Origin of the sequence: Shewanella colwelliana (assembly GCF_001735525.1) — a bacterium.
GTDB classification, from domain to species: Bacteria; Pseudomonadota; Gammaproteobacteria; order Enterobacterales; family Shewanellaceae; genus Shewanella; species Shewanella colwelliana.
In genome coordinates, this window is sequence record NZ_MCBT01000015.1 from 1 (window position 1) to 19092 (window position 19092).

The following is a 19092-nucleotide window of genomic DNA, read 5'->3' on the forward strand; positions in this document are numbered from 1 at the left end:
TTTGGCACTGGATACCACGTTCACTGCGACGGTCTCCGGTACTGATGACGCCGGTAACCCATTTACCGCCGACACCATTTCGACACACACAGTCATTCAAGTCTCAGGCGGCAGCAATGTCGACTTGACGGTCGATGATGCCAACACCCTAGGTACTGCGACAGATAGTGACATTGCAGGCCTTAGTTTCACTGCGGGTGCACATGATGTTACGGCATTTGCATTTACAAACTTAAACGAGATTACTGTAGATGGTTTAGATGGCAACCTCACTTGGTCATTAGATTCATCAGGCAATCTAATTGGTAGTATCGGCAACACAGCCGTACTGCAGTTATCTTTAACTGGCAACTCAATATCAGCAGGCACAACTGGATCGGTAACTGTTTCAGTAACCTTGCTTGATAACCTGTCTCACAATGTATCTGTTGATGAACTTACGATTGATGGCATCACTGTAATTGCAACTGATGCATCTGGTGCTACAGCAACAGGCACTGTCTCGGTTAAAGTGGTCGATGATGGTGTAGACCTAACGCCACAGGATCTTGTTGGCAATAATGCGGTGGGTCAGTATGAAGGTGTTATTAACGTCGATGGTGCAGATCAAAACTATAGCGCAGATCTGTCGAGCAATATTTCCGGTGGTGGCACATTCTCAAATTCAGGAATTACTGCGGGAGGGTTAACCGTCTTCTATTATGTCGATCCAAGCAACCCAAGTATCTTAATCGCGTATTCTGATACCAGTGCTACACCTTCGGCTTATGATCCTGATAATAGCGGTCAATCCATAATATTTACCTTATCGATAGATCCAAATAGCGACAGCTATCAGCTTGATGTCGTACGCCCAATTGACCAAGTAGAAACGATTACCGTTGCAGATATGAGCGGTGGTAAAGGAGGTAACACTCCAGCAGCTTATGTCACATTCGATGGAACTAATTACATTATAAACAACGATATCAGTGATGTAGATCCAACCCATGAGATGATCTTCACGCTTACATCAACTTCTGGTTTAGTCTCTAGCACAGTCAACGGTAATACCAATGGGTTTGGTGTACAGAACGCTTGGGTAGACCAAGGCGAAGCGCTAATCGTAGACTATGCCGATAATGTCGCCTCCGCATCGATTCAGTTTGAGGGAGCGACTTACGCTCACTTTAAAGCCTATGATGCAAACGGAAACCTGCTGGGTGAAGGTGATATCACTAGTGGTCAAGTGATCAGTAACTTGGGTGAAATTAGTTACATAGAGGTGTCCACGAGTGCACAAGGCAACCATGCGAATTTCCAATTTACTGGCACCTCAGCACAAAACATCGTTACTGAGACGACGGATGTCGATCTTGATTTCAATGTGACGGTAACAGATAGCGATGGCGACAGCGCAAACGGTTCTATTCATGTTGACCTCAATGCTCCAGGCACAAACACACCGACATCGCCAACAGCGTTGACAACTGGTGCTATGTCCTTGCTCAGTGAAGGCGATCTTTACAGTAATGGTTCCGATGCTGACTCCCAGCAATTACGCTTTAAGTCTGGCAGTGAATCTATTACTTCATTCCAGTTTGGCAACACAGATAACATCCAAATATCTGGTGTTAACGCAAACATTAAATGGTCATTTAATGACAATGGCCAGTTAATCGGCACTTTTATGGGGAAAGAGGCTATCAGCCTAACTCTAAATGGCGGCCGTATTGAGAGTGGTGAAGAAGGCAGCGTGTCGGTAACAGTAGAGCTCTTAGATACCTTCCCTCACAATGTTAGCGCAGAAAACTTAGTCATTAGTGGTATTGATGTGATTGCTGTTGATGCACAAGGCAATAGCGCTACATCTAGCATGACTGTTCAGGTAGCAGATGATGCTCCAGAAATCGCTGATGCTGCCACTGTAGCTGTATCAGATACCGACATCCCTGATGCATTAGTTGGCAGTTTCTCCCTCACAAATAGTCGGGGTAGCAGTAGTGACCTAGATTTTGATGGTTTCACTATCACAGCGAGAGGTTTCACCTCTGCCACAGATTCATCATTAACGGCAGCCTCTGTGTTTGGTAATGGCAGTGGAATTGGTGTTAAAAGTGCAGACGCGCCTTATCACCAAATTGATGGAGAGATAGATTTCCGTAAATTTGCCGATGGTACTGAAGCCTCTGAAGAGATTGTCGTTACGTTAGATCCTGGCACACTCGCCTACGGCGTTAATATTGAGTTTTCAGCTATGTTTGGTGGAGAGCTGGAGGTGGGGATCGTTGAGTTTTATCGAGATGGCCAGCTAATCACTGCACAGTCATTCAGCTCTGATGCAAATAATGGTAACTACGCCGCTATTTTTGAAGTGTTACAAGGTGGCTTTGATCAAATGGTCATCAAAGCTACTGATAATGGCTTTAACGCGGCACACGGTGACAATAGTGATTTAGCAATTAAATCCATAGAGTTTTTGGGCACTGATGATATTGCCATCGGATACGCAACAGGTACGACTGATGTAGATTGGGGCGCCGATGGACGAGGTTCGCTCGTGTTCGCAGGATCAGAAGAGCAAGGTTTATATACTGCTGATGGACAAAGTATTACGACTTCCCTATTGGGCAATACACTATTGGGACAAACTGACTCGGGCGAATTGATCTTCAAGGTTGAATTTACACCGAGCACTGGGCAATGGGAGTTCTACCAATATAAGGCGATAGAAAATACGGCAGATGGGCAGTTGGACTTTAACCTCCTCGCAACAGATTCAGATGGCGATAGTGCAGAAGGTCATTTTGCTGTTACACCTCAGGTTGTAGTGCGCGATTACATTCAAACAAACGGCACTGATGGCGACAATACAATTAACGGCGGTATTGACAATGACATTATCGTCAGCGACACGACGGGAATACAGGTTGTACAGGGCGAAAACTACAATATCGCCTTCATTCTAGATTCATCAGGCAGCATGGGCTCTGCAAAAATTGATACAGCAAAAGAGCAGTTACTACAAGTATTTAATACACTTAAAGCCAGTGTTGGCGGTGCAACGTCGGGAACAGTCAATATTTTATTGGTAGACTTTGATAGCGGTACCAAAGCCAATATTGCGGTAGATCTTGCTGACGTTGATGCCATCACCAAACTCTCAAATGTATTAGATAGCATAGATGATGATGGTAGAACCAACTACGAGGCAGCCTTTGAAACTGTCATCGATTGGTTTAACAATGGTTCAGCAGCATCAAATACCGGCACTAACCTGACCTACTTCATCACAGACGGTGAAACAAACAACTACAATGTTGACGCCTCTCCTGAAGATGTTTGGGTATATTACACAGACAATTGGAAATCTAATGACGACAAACATCTGTCTGATCTTCTCGACAATTATGTCCCTGGCAAAGAGCTTATTCACAAAGGCAAAGTCATTGTCGATGAATACGGTAATATTAATTATTGGTCGGGCTATACAAATAGTTCCATGCAAAGTAGCCAGATTGGTACGATAAGAGTGGATGAAAACGGCGACTACTATGTGGCTAAGATCGCATCTGGATACAGTAACGGCAATGGCACAGACGTCAACGCTGAGTCTGAAGCCCTAGCAGCCTTCCAGGTGCTTAACACCCTGTCTAATGTAGAAGCTATCGGCATTGGCAGTGGCATAAGTCTGAACAAGCTTACCCCTTATGACTCAGATGGTAACGTCGCCACGAATATTAATGTCAGCGACTTAGCCAGTATCATTCTTGGCTCCAAGCAGCTGTTACTGCAAGGTGACGATACCGTCAACTCTGGTGTAGGTGATGATATCATCTTCGGTGACATAGTGGCATTTGATGGCATCGAGGGACAAGGCTACGCTGCACTGCAAAAATTTGTTGCGCAACAAACTGGTGCAAATCCGGCTGACGTTTCTATTCAAGATGTTCACGAGTATGTGTCAGCAAATCCATCACTGTTTGACACATCACGTAGTGATGATGGTGACGATATTCTCGCCGGTAACCGAGGGGATGATATTCTCTTCGGCCAAGGTGGTAATGACGAGCTTCATGGCGGTAGTGGTGATGACCTATTAATAGGCGGAAGTGGTCTGGACGAGCTTATTGGTGGTTCTGGGTCTGACACCCTTATCGGTGGATTAGGTGACGATACCTTAACGGGTGGTACTGATGCAGACACCTTCGTGTGGCAGCAAGGTGAGTCTGGTACTGATCACATTACCGATTTCGATATCAATCAAGATAAGCTAGACCTAAGTGATCTTCTCACCAATGAAAACGGCGGTAACCTATCTCAATATCTACACTTTACTGTTGATAATTCGACGAATACGCCATCAACAACGATAGATATCGATGCTGATTTGGATGGTGTTTATGAACAGCACATAGTTTTAGACGGTGTTGATTTAAGTAAAGCGTTCGGTAATAGCGAAGGTGAGATTATTAATGGCTTGCTCGGCACTAATGGTGATGGAGCCTTGATTATTGATAATCCAGAGGTTAATGCTGCTAAAGCGGGATTGTCAGCACCTAATCACCAGGATGATGACCAAATATTGCATTTATTGCCGTAATCGCTACACAAACATAATCGCACTAGTGAACGCCAGAGTTAGCTAGTGCGATTATTACTTTTGTTATGTGAACGTATTACTTCTATAATTGTTTTACTATAAATATTAATAAAATCTTAAGGATAAGTTTTTAAGGTGCAAGCATCAGCGTCTCCAAAAACTGAACAATGGACAGTTTCAGCCTCCCAAAGAGTGACTGTCGATCCCTTGTTAGACAGTTTAGTGTTATTAACCGAATACTTCGGCAGCCCCTGCTCTAGCGAGTCATTAGCCGCAGGGCTACCGCTGTCTGGCAGTGTATTAACACCAGAACTGTTACCACAAGCCGCTGGACGTGCCGGACTTGCAGCAAAACTCACCCGCAAAGGCCTAGATCAAGTCTCACCGATTTTTTTGCCTTGTATTTTGTTACTTAAAGACAAAAAAGCCTGCTTATTGCGGGAAATCGATATTGATAATGATAAAGCTGTCATTCAACTGCCTGAAACTGGCGGAGAAGAACAGCTCTCTATCGAAGAGCTTGAAGCAATTTATGTGGGTTATCTGTTTCTGGTTAAACAGCAATACCGCGGTGACATGGGCTTTGACCTGCACCTTCATGACAATAATGGCCACTGGCTGGTGCAAACGCTTAAAGACTCCGCCCCCATTTATCGTGACGCCCTGATCGCATCGGTTCTGGTCAATCTCTTTGCACTAGTCTCCCCATTATTCATCATGAATGTCTATGATAAAGTGGTGCCTAACCTCGCTTTCGAGTCCTTATGGGTACTCGCTATCGGTGCAGGTATCGCTTACATTTTTGACTTAGTGATGCGGCAGCTTAGGGCCTACTTAATTGATGTTGCCGGTAAAAAAGTTGACATCATTGTCTCATCTCGGTTGTTTGCTAAGGCGATAGGTATCCCACTTGAAAAGCGCTCTCCTAGTGTTGGTGGCATGGCAAGACAACTGGGGGAATTCGATAGTATTCGAGAGATTTTGACCTCGGCAACGATAACCACATTAGTCGATCTGCCCTTTGCGATATTCTTTGTCATCGTCATTTATATTGTGGCAGGCGACCTTGCATTAATCCCCCTCATTGGCGGTGCAATCATTATTATTTACACGCTCATTATGCAGCCACGTTTAAAGGCTGCTATCGAGGAGAGTAATAAGTTTGCCAGTTTAAAACATGGTCATCTTATCGAATCTCTCGCATCGCTTGAGTCAATAAAATCCAGTGGCGCTGAAGGTTTAGTGCAAAAAAGCTGGCAACAGATGATTGGGCACACGGCCAATTGGCAATTAAAAGCCAAGAAGATCTCCACCTCAGTCACGAATGTTGCTAACTTTACAGTGCAACTGTCAGTCGTATGTGTGGTGATACTTGGTGTGTACCGTGTTGCTGACAACGCTATCTCTATGGGTGGCATTATCGCGGCGGTGATCCTCTCTAGCCGTGCAATCTCTCCTATGGCTCAGCTGGCTGGATTAATGACTCGCGGCAACCATACCGCTAGCGCGCTACGACAGTTAGATCAAATAATGACGCAAGAAGATGAGTTTGAAAACAAAGGTCATCTTGTCAGTAAACAACGTCTGCAAGGACAAATCAATGCGGATCACATTAGCTTTAACTACCCAGGTTCAGAGCGCCCCGTATTGCACCCTATGTCCGTCTCTATCACCCCTGGTGAGCGCGTTGCAATTATTGGTCGTAACGGTTCAGGTAAAAGTACCCTCGCAAAACTATTAGTGGGTCTCTATCAACCCTCTAAAGGTAGCTTACGCTATGATGGGTTAGATTCGGCGCAAATCCACCCTACTGATTTACGCAGAAACTTTGGTTACTTACCTCAAGATATCACCCTATTTCACGGCACAATTCGGGACAATATTCTATTTGGTACACGCCAGGTGACTGAACATCAACTTATTCGAGCGGTTCAGCTTTCGGGGGTTAATCAGTTTACAGACATAGAAACCGAAGGCTTAGATCAACAAGTGGGCGAAGGCGGTCAATCGTTATCTCGTGGTCAGCGACAAACCATCGCCCTTGCACGAGCAACACTGAATGATCCGCCAGTATTGTTAATGGATGAGCCTACCGCTAGTTTAGATGCACGTGCTGAAAAACAGTTTATTCGTGCCATGCAAAATGTCACAAAAGAAAGAACACTTTTACTGATCACCCATAAGATGCACTTACTTAACTTAGTGGATCGCATAATTGTGTTAGATCGTGGGCATATTGTCGCTGACGGCCCTAAAGAAACCGTTCTTAATCAGCTCTCCAAAGGGTTATTAGCGGGAGGGCCGAAGAGTGAGTAAGCACCTAACTACCCATGAACTAGAAATGGTCGATGACGTGTATGGTGCGATGATGACTGATGCACCAACAAGCCATAGATTGATCATTTGGGCACTCTCTGCATTAGCGCTATGCTTTTTACTTTGGGCCTATTTTGCTGAGCTTGATCAAGTCACTACAGGAATGGGAAAAGTGATCCCCTCCTCTCAAATTCAAGTAATTCAAAGCTTAGATGGCGGCATTATGCAGGACCTCTATGTACAAGAGGGGATGGTGGTCACAAAAGGTCAACCACTCGTGCGCATTGATGATACCCGTTTTCGCTCCGATTTCGCCCAGCAAGAACAAGAAGTCTACAGTCTACAAGCTAATGTATTGCGTCTGCGTACCGAGCTTAACAGCATCACCATTTCCGATATGGCTTCTGACTGGCGAGAGCAGGTCAAAGTAGTCAAGCAACCACTGCAATTTACACAAGAGTTAGTTGAAACAGAGCCTGATTTAGTACGCCGACAAACAGAAGAGTATGAAGGTAGACTCGACAATCTCAGTAATCAATTAGAAATTCTTGCAAGGCAGATACAGCAGAAACAGCAAGAAACCCAAGAGCTCGCGTCTAAAATCAGTACACTCACCACGAGTTTCCAACTGGTCACGCGAGAATTGGAGCTTACGCGCCCCTTAGCAGACAAAGGCATTGTACCGGAGGTCGAGTTACTCAAACTTGAACGTATCGTGAATGATATACGTGGCGAACTCGCGTCGGTCCGCTTATTGCGACCAAAAGTAAAAGCCTCTCAAGATGAGGCGATTTTAAAGCGTCGTGAGGCGGTATTCGTCTTTACCGCAGAGACTCGCACGCAACTCAATGACATGCAAACCCGTTTGTCACGTATGACCGAGGCACAAGTTGGTGCTCAAGATAAAGTGAGCAAGGCGGAAATCGTTTCGCCAGTCAATGGCACAATTAAAACCGTCCACATCAATACGCTCGGCGGCGTGGTGCAACCCGGTATAGACATCATCGAGATTGTACCGTCAGAAGATCAGCTACTGATTGAAACCAAAATTGTTCCAAAAGATATCGCATTTTTACATCCTGGCTTACCCGCCATTGTCAAAGTTACCGCTTATGACTTCACCCGTTATGGTGGCTTGAATGGCGTTGTAGAGCACATTAGTGCCGATACAACACAGGATGAAGAGGGAAACAGTTTCTATCTTGTAAGGGTTAGAACTGAACTATCAAGTTTAACGAAAGACGATGGAACCCAGATGCCTATTATTCCAGGCATGTTGACCTCGGTTGACGTAATAACTGGGCAAAGATCAGTTCTTGAGTACATACTTAATCCAATTTTGAGGGCAAGAGATTCTGCCCTGCGTGAACGTTAAGTTCACAACAAATAACCAGGGGGGTTAACCTAATGAGAAAGCAAACTGTACATCACCTAAAGCGAAGCGCCATGGCGCTAGCGATTAGTGCGATGTTGATACCAGGTATGGCCGCAAGCCAAACGCTTGAACAAGCTGTAGCGCATACGCTGGATACCAATCCCGATATCCGCATTGCCTTTAATCGATTTAAAGCACGTGAAGAACAAGTCAATCAAGCTATCGCTGGCTATATGCCTACTGTCGATATTAGCGGTGGGTATGGCTGGGAACAAACCAATAGCCCATCGAGCCGTCGTAAAGCAGGTCAGGGCGACGTGGACGATGAAGGTGTTATCGAGTTGATGCGTGGTGAAGTTGGCTTTAGCATCAAGCAGATGTTATTTGATGGCTTCTACACCTCAAGTGAAGTTGACCGCTACAGCTTTGAAGCAAGCGCCGATCAATGGGCACTGTTTGCTGCTGCCGAAGATATGGCGTTAGATGTGGCTAAAGTCTACGTCAACTATATCCGCAGTGAGCAAGTACTTACACTTGCAGAAAAAAACCTGCAAAGCCATAAAGATATTTACGAACAGATTAAACAACGCACTGACTCAGGGCTAGGTTCGATTGCTGATTTATCGCAAATTACTGGTCGTCTTGCGCGTGCCAACGCTAATGTGATTTCAGCTAAGAATAATTTCTATGATGCCAAAGCACAATTTATGCGCATTGTAGAAAAAGCGCCTGAAAATTTAATAGTACCAGTGCCTGATGACGATATGTTGCCAACAGATCTCAACAATAGCCTCAAGGTTGCACAAGAGAGTCATCCAATCCTTAAGTCAGCGGCTAGTGATATTTCTGCAGCAGAAAATGAGCGTTCATCCGCCCAGTCAAACTACTACCCTAAGCTTTCGTTAGAGCTTGGCGGCAATTGGAACGACAACTTAGACGGTGAAGACGGCTACTCTGCATTCGCATCGCAAAATGTTGGTGGTCACAGCAATGATCTCGTCGCGATGGTGCGGGTTAAGTACAACTTGTTTGCTGGCGGTAAAGATCTCGCCCGAGAAAAAGAAGCCGCTTATAAAGTCGGTGAAGCGAAAGAGATCCGTCAGCGTGCTTATCGCCAAGTGATCGAGGGGGTTAACCTCGCTTGGAATGCCTATGAACTATTAGAGCCTCAAAAAATGTATATCCGAGACCATGTTGTGGCGGCAAAAGATACCCAAGTCGCCTATAGCCAGCAGTTTAATCTTGGCCAACGCACTCTACTCGATTTATTGGATACCGAGAACGAGCTGTTTGAGGCACGAAAAGATTATCTAGAAGCGGAATACGATGAAATCATCGCTGAGTACCGTATCTTAAATGCTACAGGAAGACTATTGGAATCACTTCGAGTGACACGCCCAGACGTTTGGCAAGGTGAGCGTGACTATGAAGGGGGAGTAAAATAATGAAAGCCCTATTAATTATACTCAGTATCGCACTTATTGGCGGTTGTTCTATGCGTGATACCGTAAACATGGACACACCAACCAACCAAGTATTCGATCTCAATGATAACGATAAAGATGGCGTCATTGTCGCTCGTGAACGATGCAACGATACCGTCATGGGAGCAACCATTGATAACTATGGCTGCGGTAAAATAAAACCCATTAATGAGCGACAAGAACTCAAGATTCTTTTCGCTAACGACTCTTACTATATCGATCCGCAATATTATGATCAGGTGGAAACTATCGCAACATTTATGCGAGAGTACCCAAACACTAAAGTGACCATTGAAGGCCACTGTAGTAAAACGGGTTCTTATGATCACAATTTAGCACTATCTCAAAACCGCGCTAACGCTGTAATATCAACGTTATCAGAGCGCTTTGGGATTGAAGCAGATCGATTAACCGCTATCGGCTACAGCTATGACAGACCGGTTGATCCAACGCATACGCAGATGGCTCACAAACGCAACAGACGCGTGATAGCAGAAGTCACAGGCGAAGATACGACCGCAGATATGAAATGGCATATCTATACGGTAGATGAAGAAGTTAAATAATACGTCGTTAAAAGTCGGGGAAGATGAGCGCTAAACACCGCAGGCATAAGCATTATCAAAAGGTCTGCCACTTTAGCATTGTGGCAGTGACTTTTGGTATCTCTTGCCTTTACGCTTCTCCGACTCAAAAACTCGACGTTAACCATATCACCTCTACATTAGAGGCAAGATATGGTGAGCGTGCTGGAAAAAGAGTTAATGCTTGGTTCAAGGTGCTTGAAGAGTCAAAAGGTCTTAGCGAGCAAGAGAAGATTGTTAAGGTAAACAATTTTTTCAATCTTTTTCGATTTATCGATGACATCAAACTCTGGGGTGATAGTAATTATTGGGCTAGCCCTATGGAGTTTATCGGCGTAAATGGTGGTGATTGTGAAGATTTCTCTATCGCTAAATACTTCACTCTACTACAACTGGGCATACCCGATGAGAAGTTGCGGATCACTATGGTCAAAGCGACCTCAGTCAATCAATACCATATGGTGTTAGCCTACTATGAAACACCAGGTTCAATCCCCTTGGTACTGGACAACTTAGATCGACAAATAAAGCCCGCAACACAAAGAAAAGATCTCATTCCTGTTTACAGTTTTAATGGTCGACAGCTGTGGTTAAACAAAGAGAAAGGACGCGGTGTACTGGCAGGTTCATCTTCTCGTCTTGAAAAATGGAATGACCTTAAACACAGATTGGGTGTTGAGAGACTCAGAATGCCCAAATTAAGATTGGAGTAGCTAGAACAATGACACTGTTTCGACAGATATACTCACTGCTGTTCGGCTTGTTTCTCGTAGTCGTTATGAGCCTAGCCTATGTGCAATTTACTGAGACACAGAGTTTCTTAAGTAAGCAGATGGAATCGGATCTTAACAACACCAGCAACAGCCTGGGCATTATGCTAGTACCCGACCTCGAAGCCGGTGATATCGTGGGTGCTGAAACCCTGATCAATGTCATCTTTGAAGGTGGCTACTATCAGCAAGTAAAGCTCACCTGGTTGGTCGATGGAAAACAACAAGTTTGGGAAAACGACCTTAAAATTGATGGTGTACCGCAGTGGTTTATTGATTTAGGTTTCTTTAAGACCATCAAACGAGAGAGCACTATTACCTCAGGTTGGATTCAGCTGGCGAATTTAGAAATCACCGCTCACCCAGGATTTGGTTACCATGAATTATGGCGCTCACTGACAAACGCCATCATCATGATATCGATACTTTTTTTAATCGCGATCATGCTGGCCCGCTTTGGGTTAACTTGGATCCTTAAACCCTTACATGACATCGCCGAACATGCCACAGATATCGCCCACCGAAAATTCGGACCAGATATGGCCTTACCTAAAACCTCTGAACTTAAATCAGTGGTTTCTGCTTTCAATAGCATGTCACACCAACTTAAACAGATTTTTAGCTCCCTAGATGAAGAGGTCTCCGAGTTAAGAAAGAAAAACCTTGTCGACCAAGTCTCAGCACTCCCCAATCGTCAGTATATGATGGGCCGTCTCAATAGCTGGTTAGGTGAGCCCAATAATGGCTCGTTAATGATGGCGAAGTTTGATTGGCTCGAAGATGTTCATGGAAAGTATGGCTACCAAGTTCGCGATGAAACTATTCGCTTACTCTCTGAAAAAATGAAAGAGCAACTCGACGAAATTGCGCCTTCTGTTATCGCTCGAATTGCCGCCTATGAGTTTGCCTTCCTTATAACCAGTGGTGAGCAAGAAGTATGCAGTAAATACTTACATACACTTATCAGAACGGTGAATCAGGAGATATCTAAGGCTGGTTGTAAGCCTAATGAGCAGTTTTATATTGGTATCGCCCAGCGTACTGACGACATGAATGTGTCACAGATTTTGGCGCAAACCGATAATGCACTACAAAAAGCTATCGCCGATGATAAGGTGTTCCACTGGTTTGAAAGTAACGAAAAACAGCTTTACACCAGAGAGCAGTGGCGAGAGCACTTAAGCTCAGCGATCAAAAACAAGAACTTTCAATTTAAATGGCAACCGGTTTATCTCACAGAGCGTGACGAGATAATACAGCGCGAACTTTATTGTAAATTAGAAATCGCTGGCAAAGAGATCCATGCGGGGCAATTTATGCCTTATGTGGAGTTACTATCTTTAGGCTCTCTGCTCGACCGGTGCCTCATCGAAACTATTGCTGATAGCGGGTTACTTGATAGAAATCATGAGCCTGTCGCTATTAACTTAACGTTCCATAGTTTAAGTGACAAGAAGTTCCACGAGTGGCTTAATCATTTCTTACGCAACCATCGCTGGGCAAAACGTATCGTCTTCGATATCCCTGAAGCTGGGGTATACAGTGACCCAGAGTCGTGCGAAGCACTTTGCCATATCATTCGAGACAATGGGGCACACTTTGGTATTGACCACTTTGGGCGTCAATTTGGCTCAATGGCCTACTTGCAAACTCTCAGACCGAGTTACGTCAAATTGGATCAGTCTTTCGCCTTTTATGATGAAAGTGAGCACAGCAGTGAATTATGTCGCGCACTGGTTAACGTTGCTAGAGGCCTAGACATCCAAATCATTGTCACAGGGATTCAGGAACAGCCACAGCTGGCACGTTTCGAGCCATTGAAGACCAATGCCTATATGGGCTTTATCTATCCACCAGAGCCCGTTGAGTAGTCAATAACACCTATCAGCATAAAAAGGCTGCCTTACGGCAGCTTTTTTATTGTCTACGATACTCATTGGTGGGGGCCAAAACGTAAAAAGCCTTCTGATTTCTCAGAAGGCTTTCGAAAGTAGTCGGCAATGAAAAGCGTGAGGATTCGAATCTCTGACGCTTTGACCCGCTGCCCCTAAATCCACTGCCCCTAAATCCACTGCCCCTAAATCCACTGCCCCTAAATCCACTGCCTCTAAATCCGCTACCTCTAAATCCGCTGCCCCTAAACCCACTGACCAGAAGACTCAGTCATCGAATAGATCAGCTGGCTGAATCATTCAAAATGCTAAAACGAAAAAAGCCTTCTGATTTCTCAGAAGGCTTTTCGAAAGTGGTCGGCAATGAAAAGAGTGAGGATTCGAATCTCTGACGCTTTGACCCGCTACCCCTCAATCCGCTACCCCTCAATCCGCTACCTCTAAATCCGCTGCCCCTAAATCCACTGACCAGAAGACTCAGTCATCGAATAGATCAGCTGGCTGAATCATTCAAAATGCTAAAACGAAAAAAGCCTTCTGATTTCTCAGAAGGCTTTTCGAAAGTGGTCGGTGATAGAGGATTCGAACCTCTGACCCTCTGGTCCCAAACCAGATGCGCTACCGGGCTGCGCTAATCACCGAAAATCTTTAATCTTACTTAACTTACAAATACCGAGCATTGCTCGCTACTTTATAATGTGGTCGGTGATAGAGGATTCGAACCTCTGACCCTCTGGTCCCAAACCAGATGCGCTACCGGGCTGCGCTAATCACCGAATATTAAGAAGAAGTGGGGTGACTGATGGGACTTGAACCCACGACAACCGGAATCACAATCCGGGGCTCTACCAACTGAGCTACAATCACCACTGATTTTAATCTTCTTACTGCTAACTTAACCTCAAACCCAACTGGTGCACCCAGAAGGATTCGAACCCTCGGCCTCACCCTCCGGAGGGGTGCGCTCTATCCAGCTGAGCTATGGGTGCCTGCCTTGTTAGCGCCGCATATAGTATGGATTATTTAACGGCACGTCTATAGCTATTACGGTTTTTTTTATGCGTTTGCTCAACTTTTAACAGATTTAGGCCTTTTACGATGGTGTTGGGGTCAAAATTATGACTTGGTGATGGTGCTTTTTTATGCTATCAATAGCTATTACCTCAAACCTAATCAATAAAAATAAATTTAAGCGATTGGCGGAGCCATGTTTAGGGAAAAAACAAACCAATACTCGCCACGAGAAATTGGTCGGTTATTTAAAAGGATTAAACGCTTAAAGAGCCTCGCTCGAAAATACAAGCGTTCAGAAATCATTCAAAATACTCTGTTAGATATCTCAAATCTAGCAGCACGTGTTGAGCACGCTGACGAATTTTACGCGGGCATTCAAAATAATCTCAATAAGCTGTTGCCCGCTGACAATTTTTTCATCGCTATCCTGAACCTGCAAACCAATAGACTCGATGTGCCCTTTTTCGTTGATGAAAAAGATCAACACCCCAGCAAGCTCTATCCAAGCGAAGATATCTCTCAAACCCTACATAGTGGCTTAACAGGTTATGTGCTTAAGCATCAGACCCCGCTCCTTTGTGACAATGACAAATATGAACAACTGATTGCCAATAACGAAATTGTCAGCAGAGGTTCCTCTTGTCATCAATGGTTAGGTGTGCCCATTTTTAGTGGTGAGCAAACCATTGGGGTTTTAGCGGTTCAAAGTTACAACCCAGCCATTTGCTATGGTGACATAGAAGTGGAGCTGATGACCTTCATCAGCCAACATGTTGCCGGGGTTATTGAACGCGTTCAATATCAGCACAATCTAGAAGCAGCCATCGAGTACCGAACTAAAGAGCTCAGCGTGGCTTACGATAAGTTGCAACGAGAAGTCACTGAGCGCCGTCGAGCAGAGAAATTGCAGAAGTCGCTTTTCGAAATAGCAGAACTATCGAATGCAGATCTTGATGACAGCACTTTCTATGCGGAGTTACATCAAATCATTAGTCATCTGCTGCCCGCAAACAACTGTTATATCGCATTGCTCGATGACACAGGGCGCAACTTGCAGTTTCCTTTCTACGTCTCACAGCTCAACGTTGGTCAACCTCAGAACCGTCCGTTAGCTGATGGCTTAACCGAGTATATTTTAAAGCATAAGCGTCCTTCATTACTCGATAGTGGTGATATCAAATCACTGATACAGAACAAGCTGCTATACGCCAAAGCACCACAGCTCAACTACACAGAAACTATCTATCAATGGATTGGCGTTCCACTGTTTATTCAAGGCGTCGTTCGGGGAGCGTTAACCATTTATAGTTTTAGCGACTCCCAAACCTATCAAGAGAAAGATCTCGGTCTGCTTACCTTTGTGTCACAGCATATCGCCTCTGCAATCGAACGTAAGCTATCAGCTCAATCACTGCAGCAAAGCTATGAACAGTTAGAAGAGAAAGTCGTTGAACGCACTCGTGCATTAGCCACACTAAATCAAGACCTTGAAAAAGAGATTGCCCAGCGTTGTAAGGTGGAGCAACAGTTGGTGCACGATGCAAGTCATGACACATTAACTGGCTTGCCAAATCGCGCCATGTTTTTAGAACGACTCGCTCAAGCCGTTAAACATGTCAGGCGGCATGACTCAGACAGGTTTGCACTATTGTTTATTGACCTTGATCGTTTCAAATTAATTAACGATACCTTAGGTCATATCCAAGGGGATCGATTCCTGATTGAAACGGCGCGCAGATTAAACCTTTGTATCCGAGAAAACGATACCTTAGGACGCATTGGCGGCGATGAGTTTGTCATTCTGTTAGATTCGATTAATAACAACCATGATGCCATTGAAGTAGCAGAAAGAATTTTAGGAGAGCTAGCCACTCCCTATCAGTTAGCGAATCAGAGTTTCACCTCTGGCGCGAGTATTGGCATCGCCTTTAGCGGTAAAAACAATACCGACACCAGCGAGTCACTGCTTAAAGATGCCGATGCAGCTATGTATCAAGCTAAGTCCAACGGTAAAGGTTGCTATGTGATATTTGACGATAGCACTAGTCATCAGCAAGCACACGATGTCACCTTAGAGATCGAGTTGCGCGAAGCGCTCAAGAAAAAAGCCCTCGCGCTACAGTACTTTCCCATTATGACTCTAGACTCCCAAAAAGTGGTTGCTCTTGAGCCACGCCTGTATTGGCAACATACTCAGTTAGGCAAAATTAAACAGGCACAGCTGGCGAATATCGCCGAGCACTGTAACTTACTTAAAGAACTCGACCTTTATCTCATCGAGCAACTCAACGACGACTACAACAAACTCAGTGTTAGCATGAATGCCGACACCCATGTGCACCTCAATATTTCCAGTCAACATCTCAAGCATAAACATGCGGTGCGTAAATTAAAAAATCGAATAAAACAGAGCTTTTTTCCAAGTGATCACATCTGGGCCTTTTTTGATGAAAAGGCGTTTGTACAAGACAGTGAAAGCCACATTAATGCATTTGATACGCTAAAAAAACTCAACGTCAATATTGGGCTCAGCGCCTATGGCAGCGCCCATTGTGCCCTAAGCAGTTTAAGTTTTTTACCCTTAAGCGGACTAAAGCTCGATCCAAGCTACATCAGCCACTTGAATCATCCTCAGCATAAAAACCTGCTTAAGGCCCACCAGCTTAGCGCCCAAGCATTAGAGCTCGAACTGTATGTTGATGGGGTAAAAACTGACCTGCAACGACAACAGTTAGCGAGCTTAGGCTTTTCACTCGGTCAAGGTCAGGCATTAGGTGAAACGCTAGATAGCACAAGACTCGAGCCTCCCAAGCATCACGAGACAAACCGTTACGCCTAAGCGGTTATCTAACATGCTCTATTTCTTAAACATATCTCGCAAGTTAGCAATGTTGCTTTTGCCCGATTGTACTCGCTGCTCTTCAGTCTGCGCGGGTTTACGATGCTCCCAAATCAGATCATCTTGCGGTAGTTCCATTAAGAAGCGACTAGGCTCACAGCGCATCACTTCACCAAACTGACGACGTTCACGACAGATCATAAACCATAGCTCTTTTTGCGCTCGCGTGATGCCAACATACGCGAGGCGGCGCTCCTCCTCGACATTGTCTTCATCAATGCTGGATTGATGCGGCAAGATACGCTCTTCAACGCCCACCATAAAGACGTAAGGAAACTCCAGTCCCTTAGAGGCGTGCAAGGTCATTAATTGCACCTGATCGCCGGCTTCATCCTCACTGTTGCGCTCCATCATGTCCCGCAAGGTCAAACGCGTGACCACTTCAGGCAGCGTCATCCCCTCATCGAGATCATCCCCTTGTAGCATCTCCGTTACCCAACGATAAAGCTCAGAGATATTTTTCATGCGCATCTCGGCTGCTTTGGCACTGGTACTGGTTTCATAGAGGTAGTCTTCGTAATTGATATTACGAATCAGATGTTTCACCGCTTCAACTGGCTCGCCTCGATTAGCCTCTTCACCCGTATCAACAATAAACTTACCAAACTTATACAGGGATGCCATCGCCGCTGGTGGCAAATGATGGTTCAGTTCAGATTGAAAAATGGCCTCAAACATGGAGATCTGTTTTTCATTAGCATAGTTGCCTAAACGCTCTAATGTCGCAGGACCAATACCACGCTTGGGCAAGTTAACCACCCGCAAAAACGCATTGTCATCATCGGGGTTTACCACCAGGCGCAGGTACGCCATGATGTCTTTAATCTCTGCACGACCAAAAAATGAGGTACCACCACTTAACTTGTAGGGAATACGGTTGGTCATTAATGAGCGTTCAAGCAAGCGAGACTGATGATTACCCCGATACAAGATGGCGTAATCACCATACTGGGTCTTACCCATAAACTTATGCCGAATCATCTCAGCAATCACTCGCTCAGCCTCTTGCTCCTCGTTGGCCGCCATTAATACTCTTAGCGGTTCACCGTAAGCTAGTTCACTAAACAGCGATTTGTCATATACATGAGGGTTGTTGGCAATCAAAATGTTCGCCGCGCGCAATATGCGCTGACTAGAGCGATAGTTCTGCTCCAGCTTAATCAATCTCAGTGAGGGAAAATCTTTACCTAATAGCACCAAATTTTGAGGCTTAGCGCCGCGCCATGAGTAAATCGATTGATCGTCATCCCCCACCACGGTAAAGCGTGCACGCTCACCCACCAGCAGTTTAACTAACTCATACTGACTGGTGTTGGTGTCTTGATACTCATCCACCAGCAGATATTGAATCCGCTTCTGCCAGCGTTCCCTCACCTCTTGATTGTGCCTGAGTAACAGCGTGGGAATCAGGATTAGATCGTCAAAATCCAGCGCATTATAGGCTTTCATGTGCTGTGCATAACGCTGGTAGAGAAGCGCGAACAACTGTGCCTGCTCATCTTTAGCTATCTTTCTCGCTTGTTCTGGGATGACCAGATCACCTTTCCAATTAGAGATAGCCGTCATCAACATACGCAGTAGATCTTTATCGCCATCTAGCTCATCTTCGGTCAGCTCTTTGAGCAATGCCAAGCTGTCTTGATCATCAAACAGTGAAAAACCCGGTTTGAGTCCAACCACCTTGTATTCACGCTTTATGATCTCCAGACCTAAGGTATGGAAGGTCGAAATCCACAATCCACGCGCTTCTTTACGTCCCATAGACTGCGCCACACGCTCTTTCATCTCGCGAGCGGCTTTATTAGTAAAGGTCACGGCTGCAATAGTGCGAGCCTGATAACCACACTTTTGCACCAAGTATGCGATTTTATTGATGATCACACGCGTCTTACCACTACCGGCACCCGCCAATACAAGGCAGGGACCAGAAACATAGTGTACGGCATCATTTTGACCGGGATTGAGCTTCATGAATTGATGACTACCAAACTAAACAAGCACATTTAAATCAGCCAGTGATCATACCAGAATCTCTCTTATTTCGATGCCAAAAATATTGGCTCATTTTTATATTAACGCTACTTGTTCATGCTGGTGAATGCTTTAAGCCACCACAACTTCACCTTCCAATCTAACCATTTTTGATTTTGTGATTGCCGATTTTCATCAATGTAGC

9 protein-coding genes and 4 tRNA genes are annotated in these 19092 nt (G+C 45.0%); 8 read left to right on the forward strand and 5 right to left on the reverse strand.

Annotated features, from left to right (window positions below; genetic code table 11):
• The 7 genes from BEL05_RS05685 to BEL05_RS05715 form a co-directional block, all read left to right on the forward strand.
• Window positions 1–4582 (forward strand): type I secretion C-terminal target domain-containing protein (locus BEL05_RS05685; RefSeq protein WP_083250309.1); only part of this gene is annotated, 4582 nt, incomplete at its 5' end.
• 135 nt (window positions 4583–4717) lie between these two features.
• The gene (locus BEL05_RS05690) at window positions 4718–6898 is read left to right on the forward strand and encodes a type I secretion system permease/ATPase (RefSeq protein ID WP_028764451.1); all 2181 of its coding nucleotides are present in this window, start codon (window positions 4718–4720) and stop codon (window positions 6896–6898) included.
• The gene (locus tag BEL05_RS05695) at window positions 6891–8273 is read left to right on the forward strand and encodes an HlyD family type I secretion periplasmic adaptor subunit (protein ID WP_028764450.1); all 1383 of its coding nucleotides are present in this window, start codon (window positions 6891–6893) and stop codon (window positions 8271–8273) included. Before BEL05_RS05690 ends, BEL05_RS05695 begins: the two co-directional genes overlap by 8 nt.
• Window positions 8274–8305: 32 nt before the next feature.
• A complete protein-coding gene (locus BEL05_RS05700; RefSeq protein WP_028764449.1) occupies window positions 8306–9718 on the forward strand; it encodes a TolC family outer membrane protein in 1413 nt (470 codons plus the stop codon).
• Entirely contained in the window at window positions 9718–10323 is a 606-nt protein-coding gene (locus BEL05_RS05705; protein ID WP_069670570.1) for an OmpA family protein, read from the forward strand. The genes BEL05_RS05700 and BEL05_RS05705 overlap by 1 nt, the downstream gene beginning before the upstream one ends.
• A gap of 23 nt (window positions 10324–10346) precedes the next feature.
• The gene (locus BEL05_RS05710) at window positions 10347–11054 is read left to right on the forward strand and encodes a transglutaminase-like cysteine peptidase (RefSeq protein WP_028764447.1); all 708 of its coding nucleotides are present in this window, start codon (window positions 10347–10349) and stop codon (window positions 11052–11054) included.
• An 8-nt stretch (window positions 11055–11062) separates the two neighbouring features.
• Window positions 11063–12982, forward strand: coding sequence for a bifunctional diguanylate cyclase/phosphodiesterase (locus BEL05_RS05715; protein ID WP_069670571.1), 1920 nt, complete (start codon window positions 11063–11065; stop codon window positions 12980–12982).
• Window positions 12983–13567: 585 nt separating this feature from the next.
• Here the strand turns inward: BEL05_RS05715 and BEL05_RS05720 are convergent.
• The 4 genes from BEL05_RS05720 to BEL05_RS05735 form a co-directional block, all read right to left on the reverse strand.
• Window positions 13568–13644 (reverse strand) — tRNA-Pro (locus BEL05_RS05720).
• Window positions 13645–13702: 58 nt separating this feature from the next.
• Window positions 13703–13779, reverse strand: a tRNA-Pro gene (locus tag BEL05_RS05725).
• A 15-nt stretch (window positions 13780–13794) separates the two neighbouring features.
• A tRNA-His gene (locus BEL05_RS05730) sits at window positions 13795–13870 on the reverse strand.
• A 45-nt stretch (window positions 13871–13915) separates the two neighbouring features.
• Window positions 13916–13992, reverse strand: a tRNA-Arg gene (locus BEL05_RS05735).
• Window positions 13993–14210: 218 nt separating this feature from the next.
• Between BEL05_RS05735 and BEL05_RS05740 the strand changes: the two genes are divergently transcribed.
• Entirely contained in the window at window positions 14211–16856 is a 2646-nt protein-coding gene (locus BEL05_RS05740) for a sensor domain-containing diguanylate cyclase (RefSeq protein ID WP_069670572.1), read from the forward strand.
• Window positions 16857–16874: 18 nt separating this feature from the next.
• Here the strand turns inward: BEL05_RS05740 and rep are convergent, their stop codons facing one another.
• Window positions 16875–18887, reverse strand: a complete 2013-nt coding sequence (rep, locus tag BEL05_RS05745) for a DNA helicase Rep (protein ID WP_028764444.1) — start codon at window positions 18885–18887, stop codon at window positions 16875–16877.
• Window positions 18888–19092 lie beyond the last annotated feature (205 nt).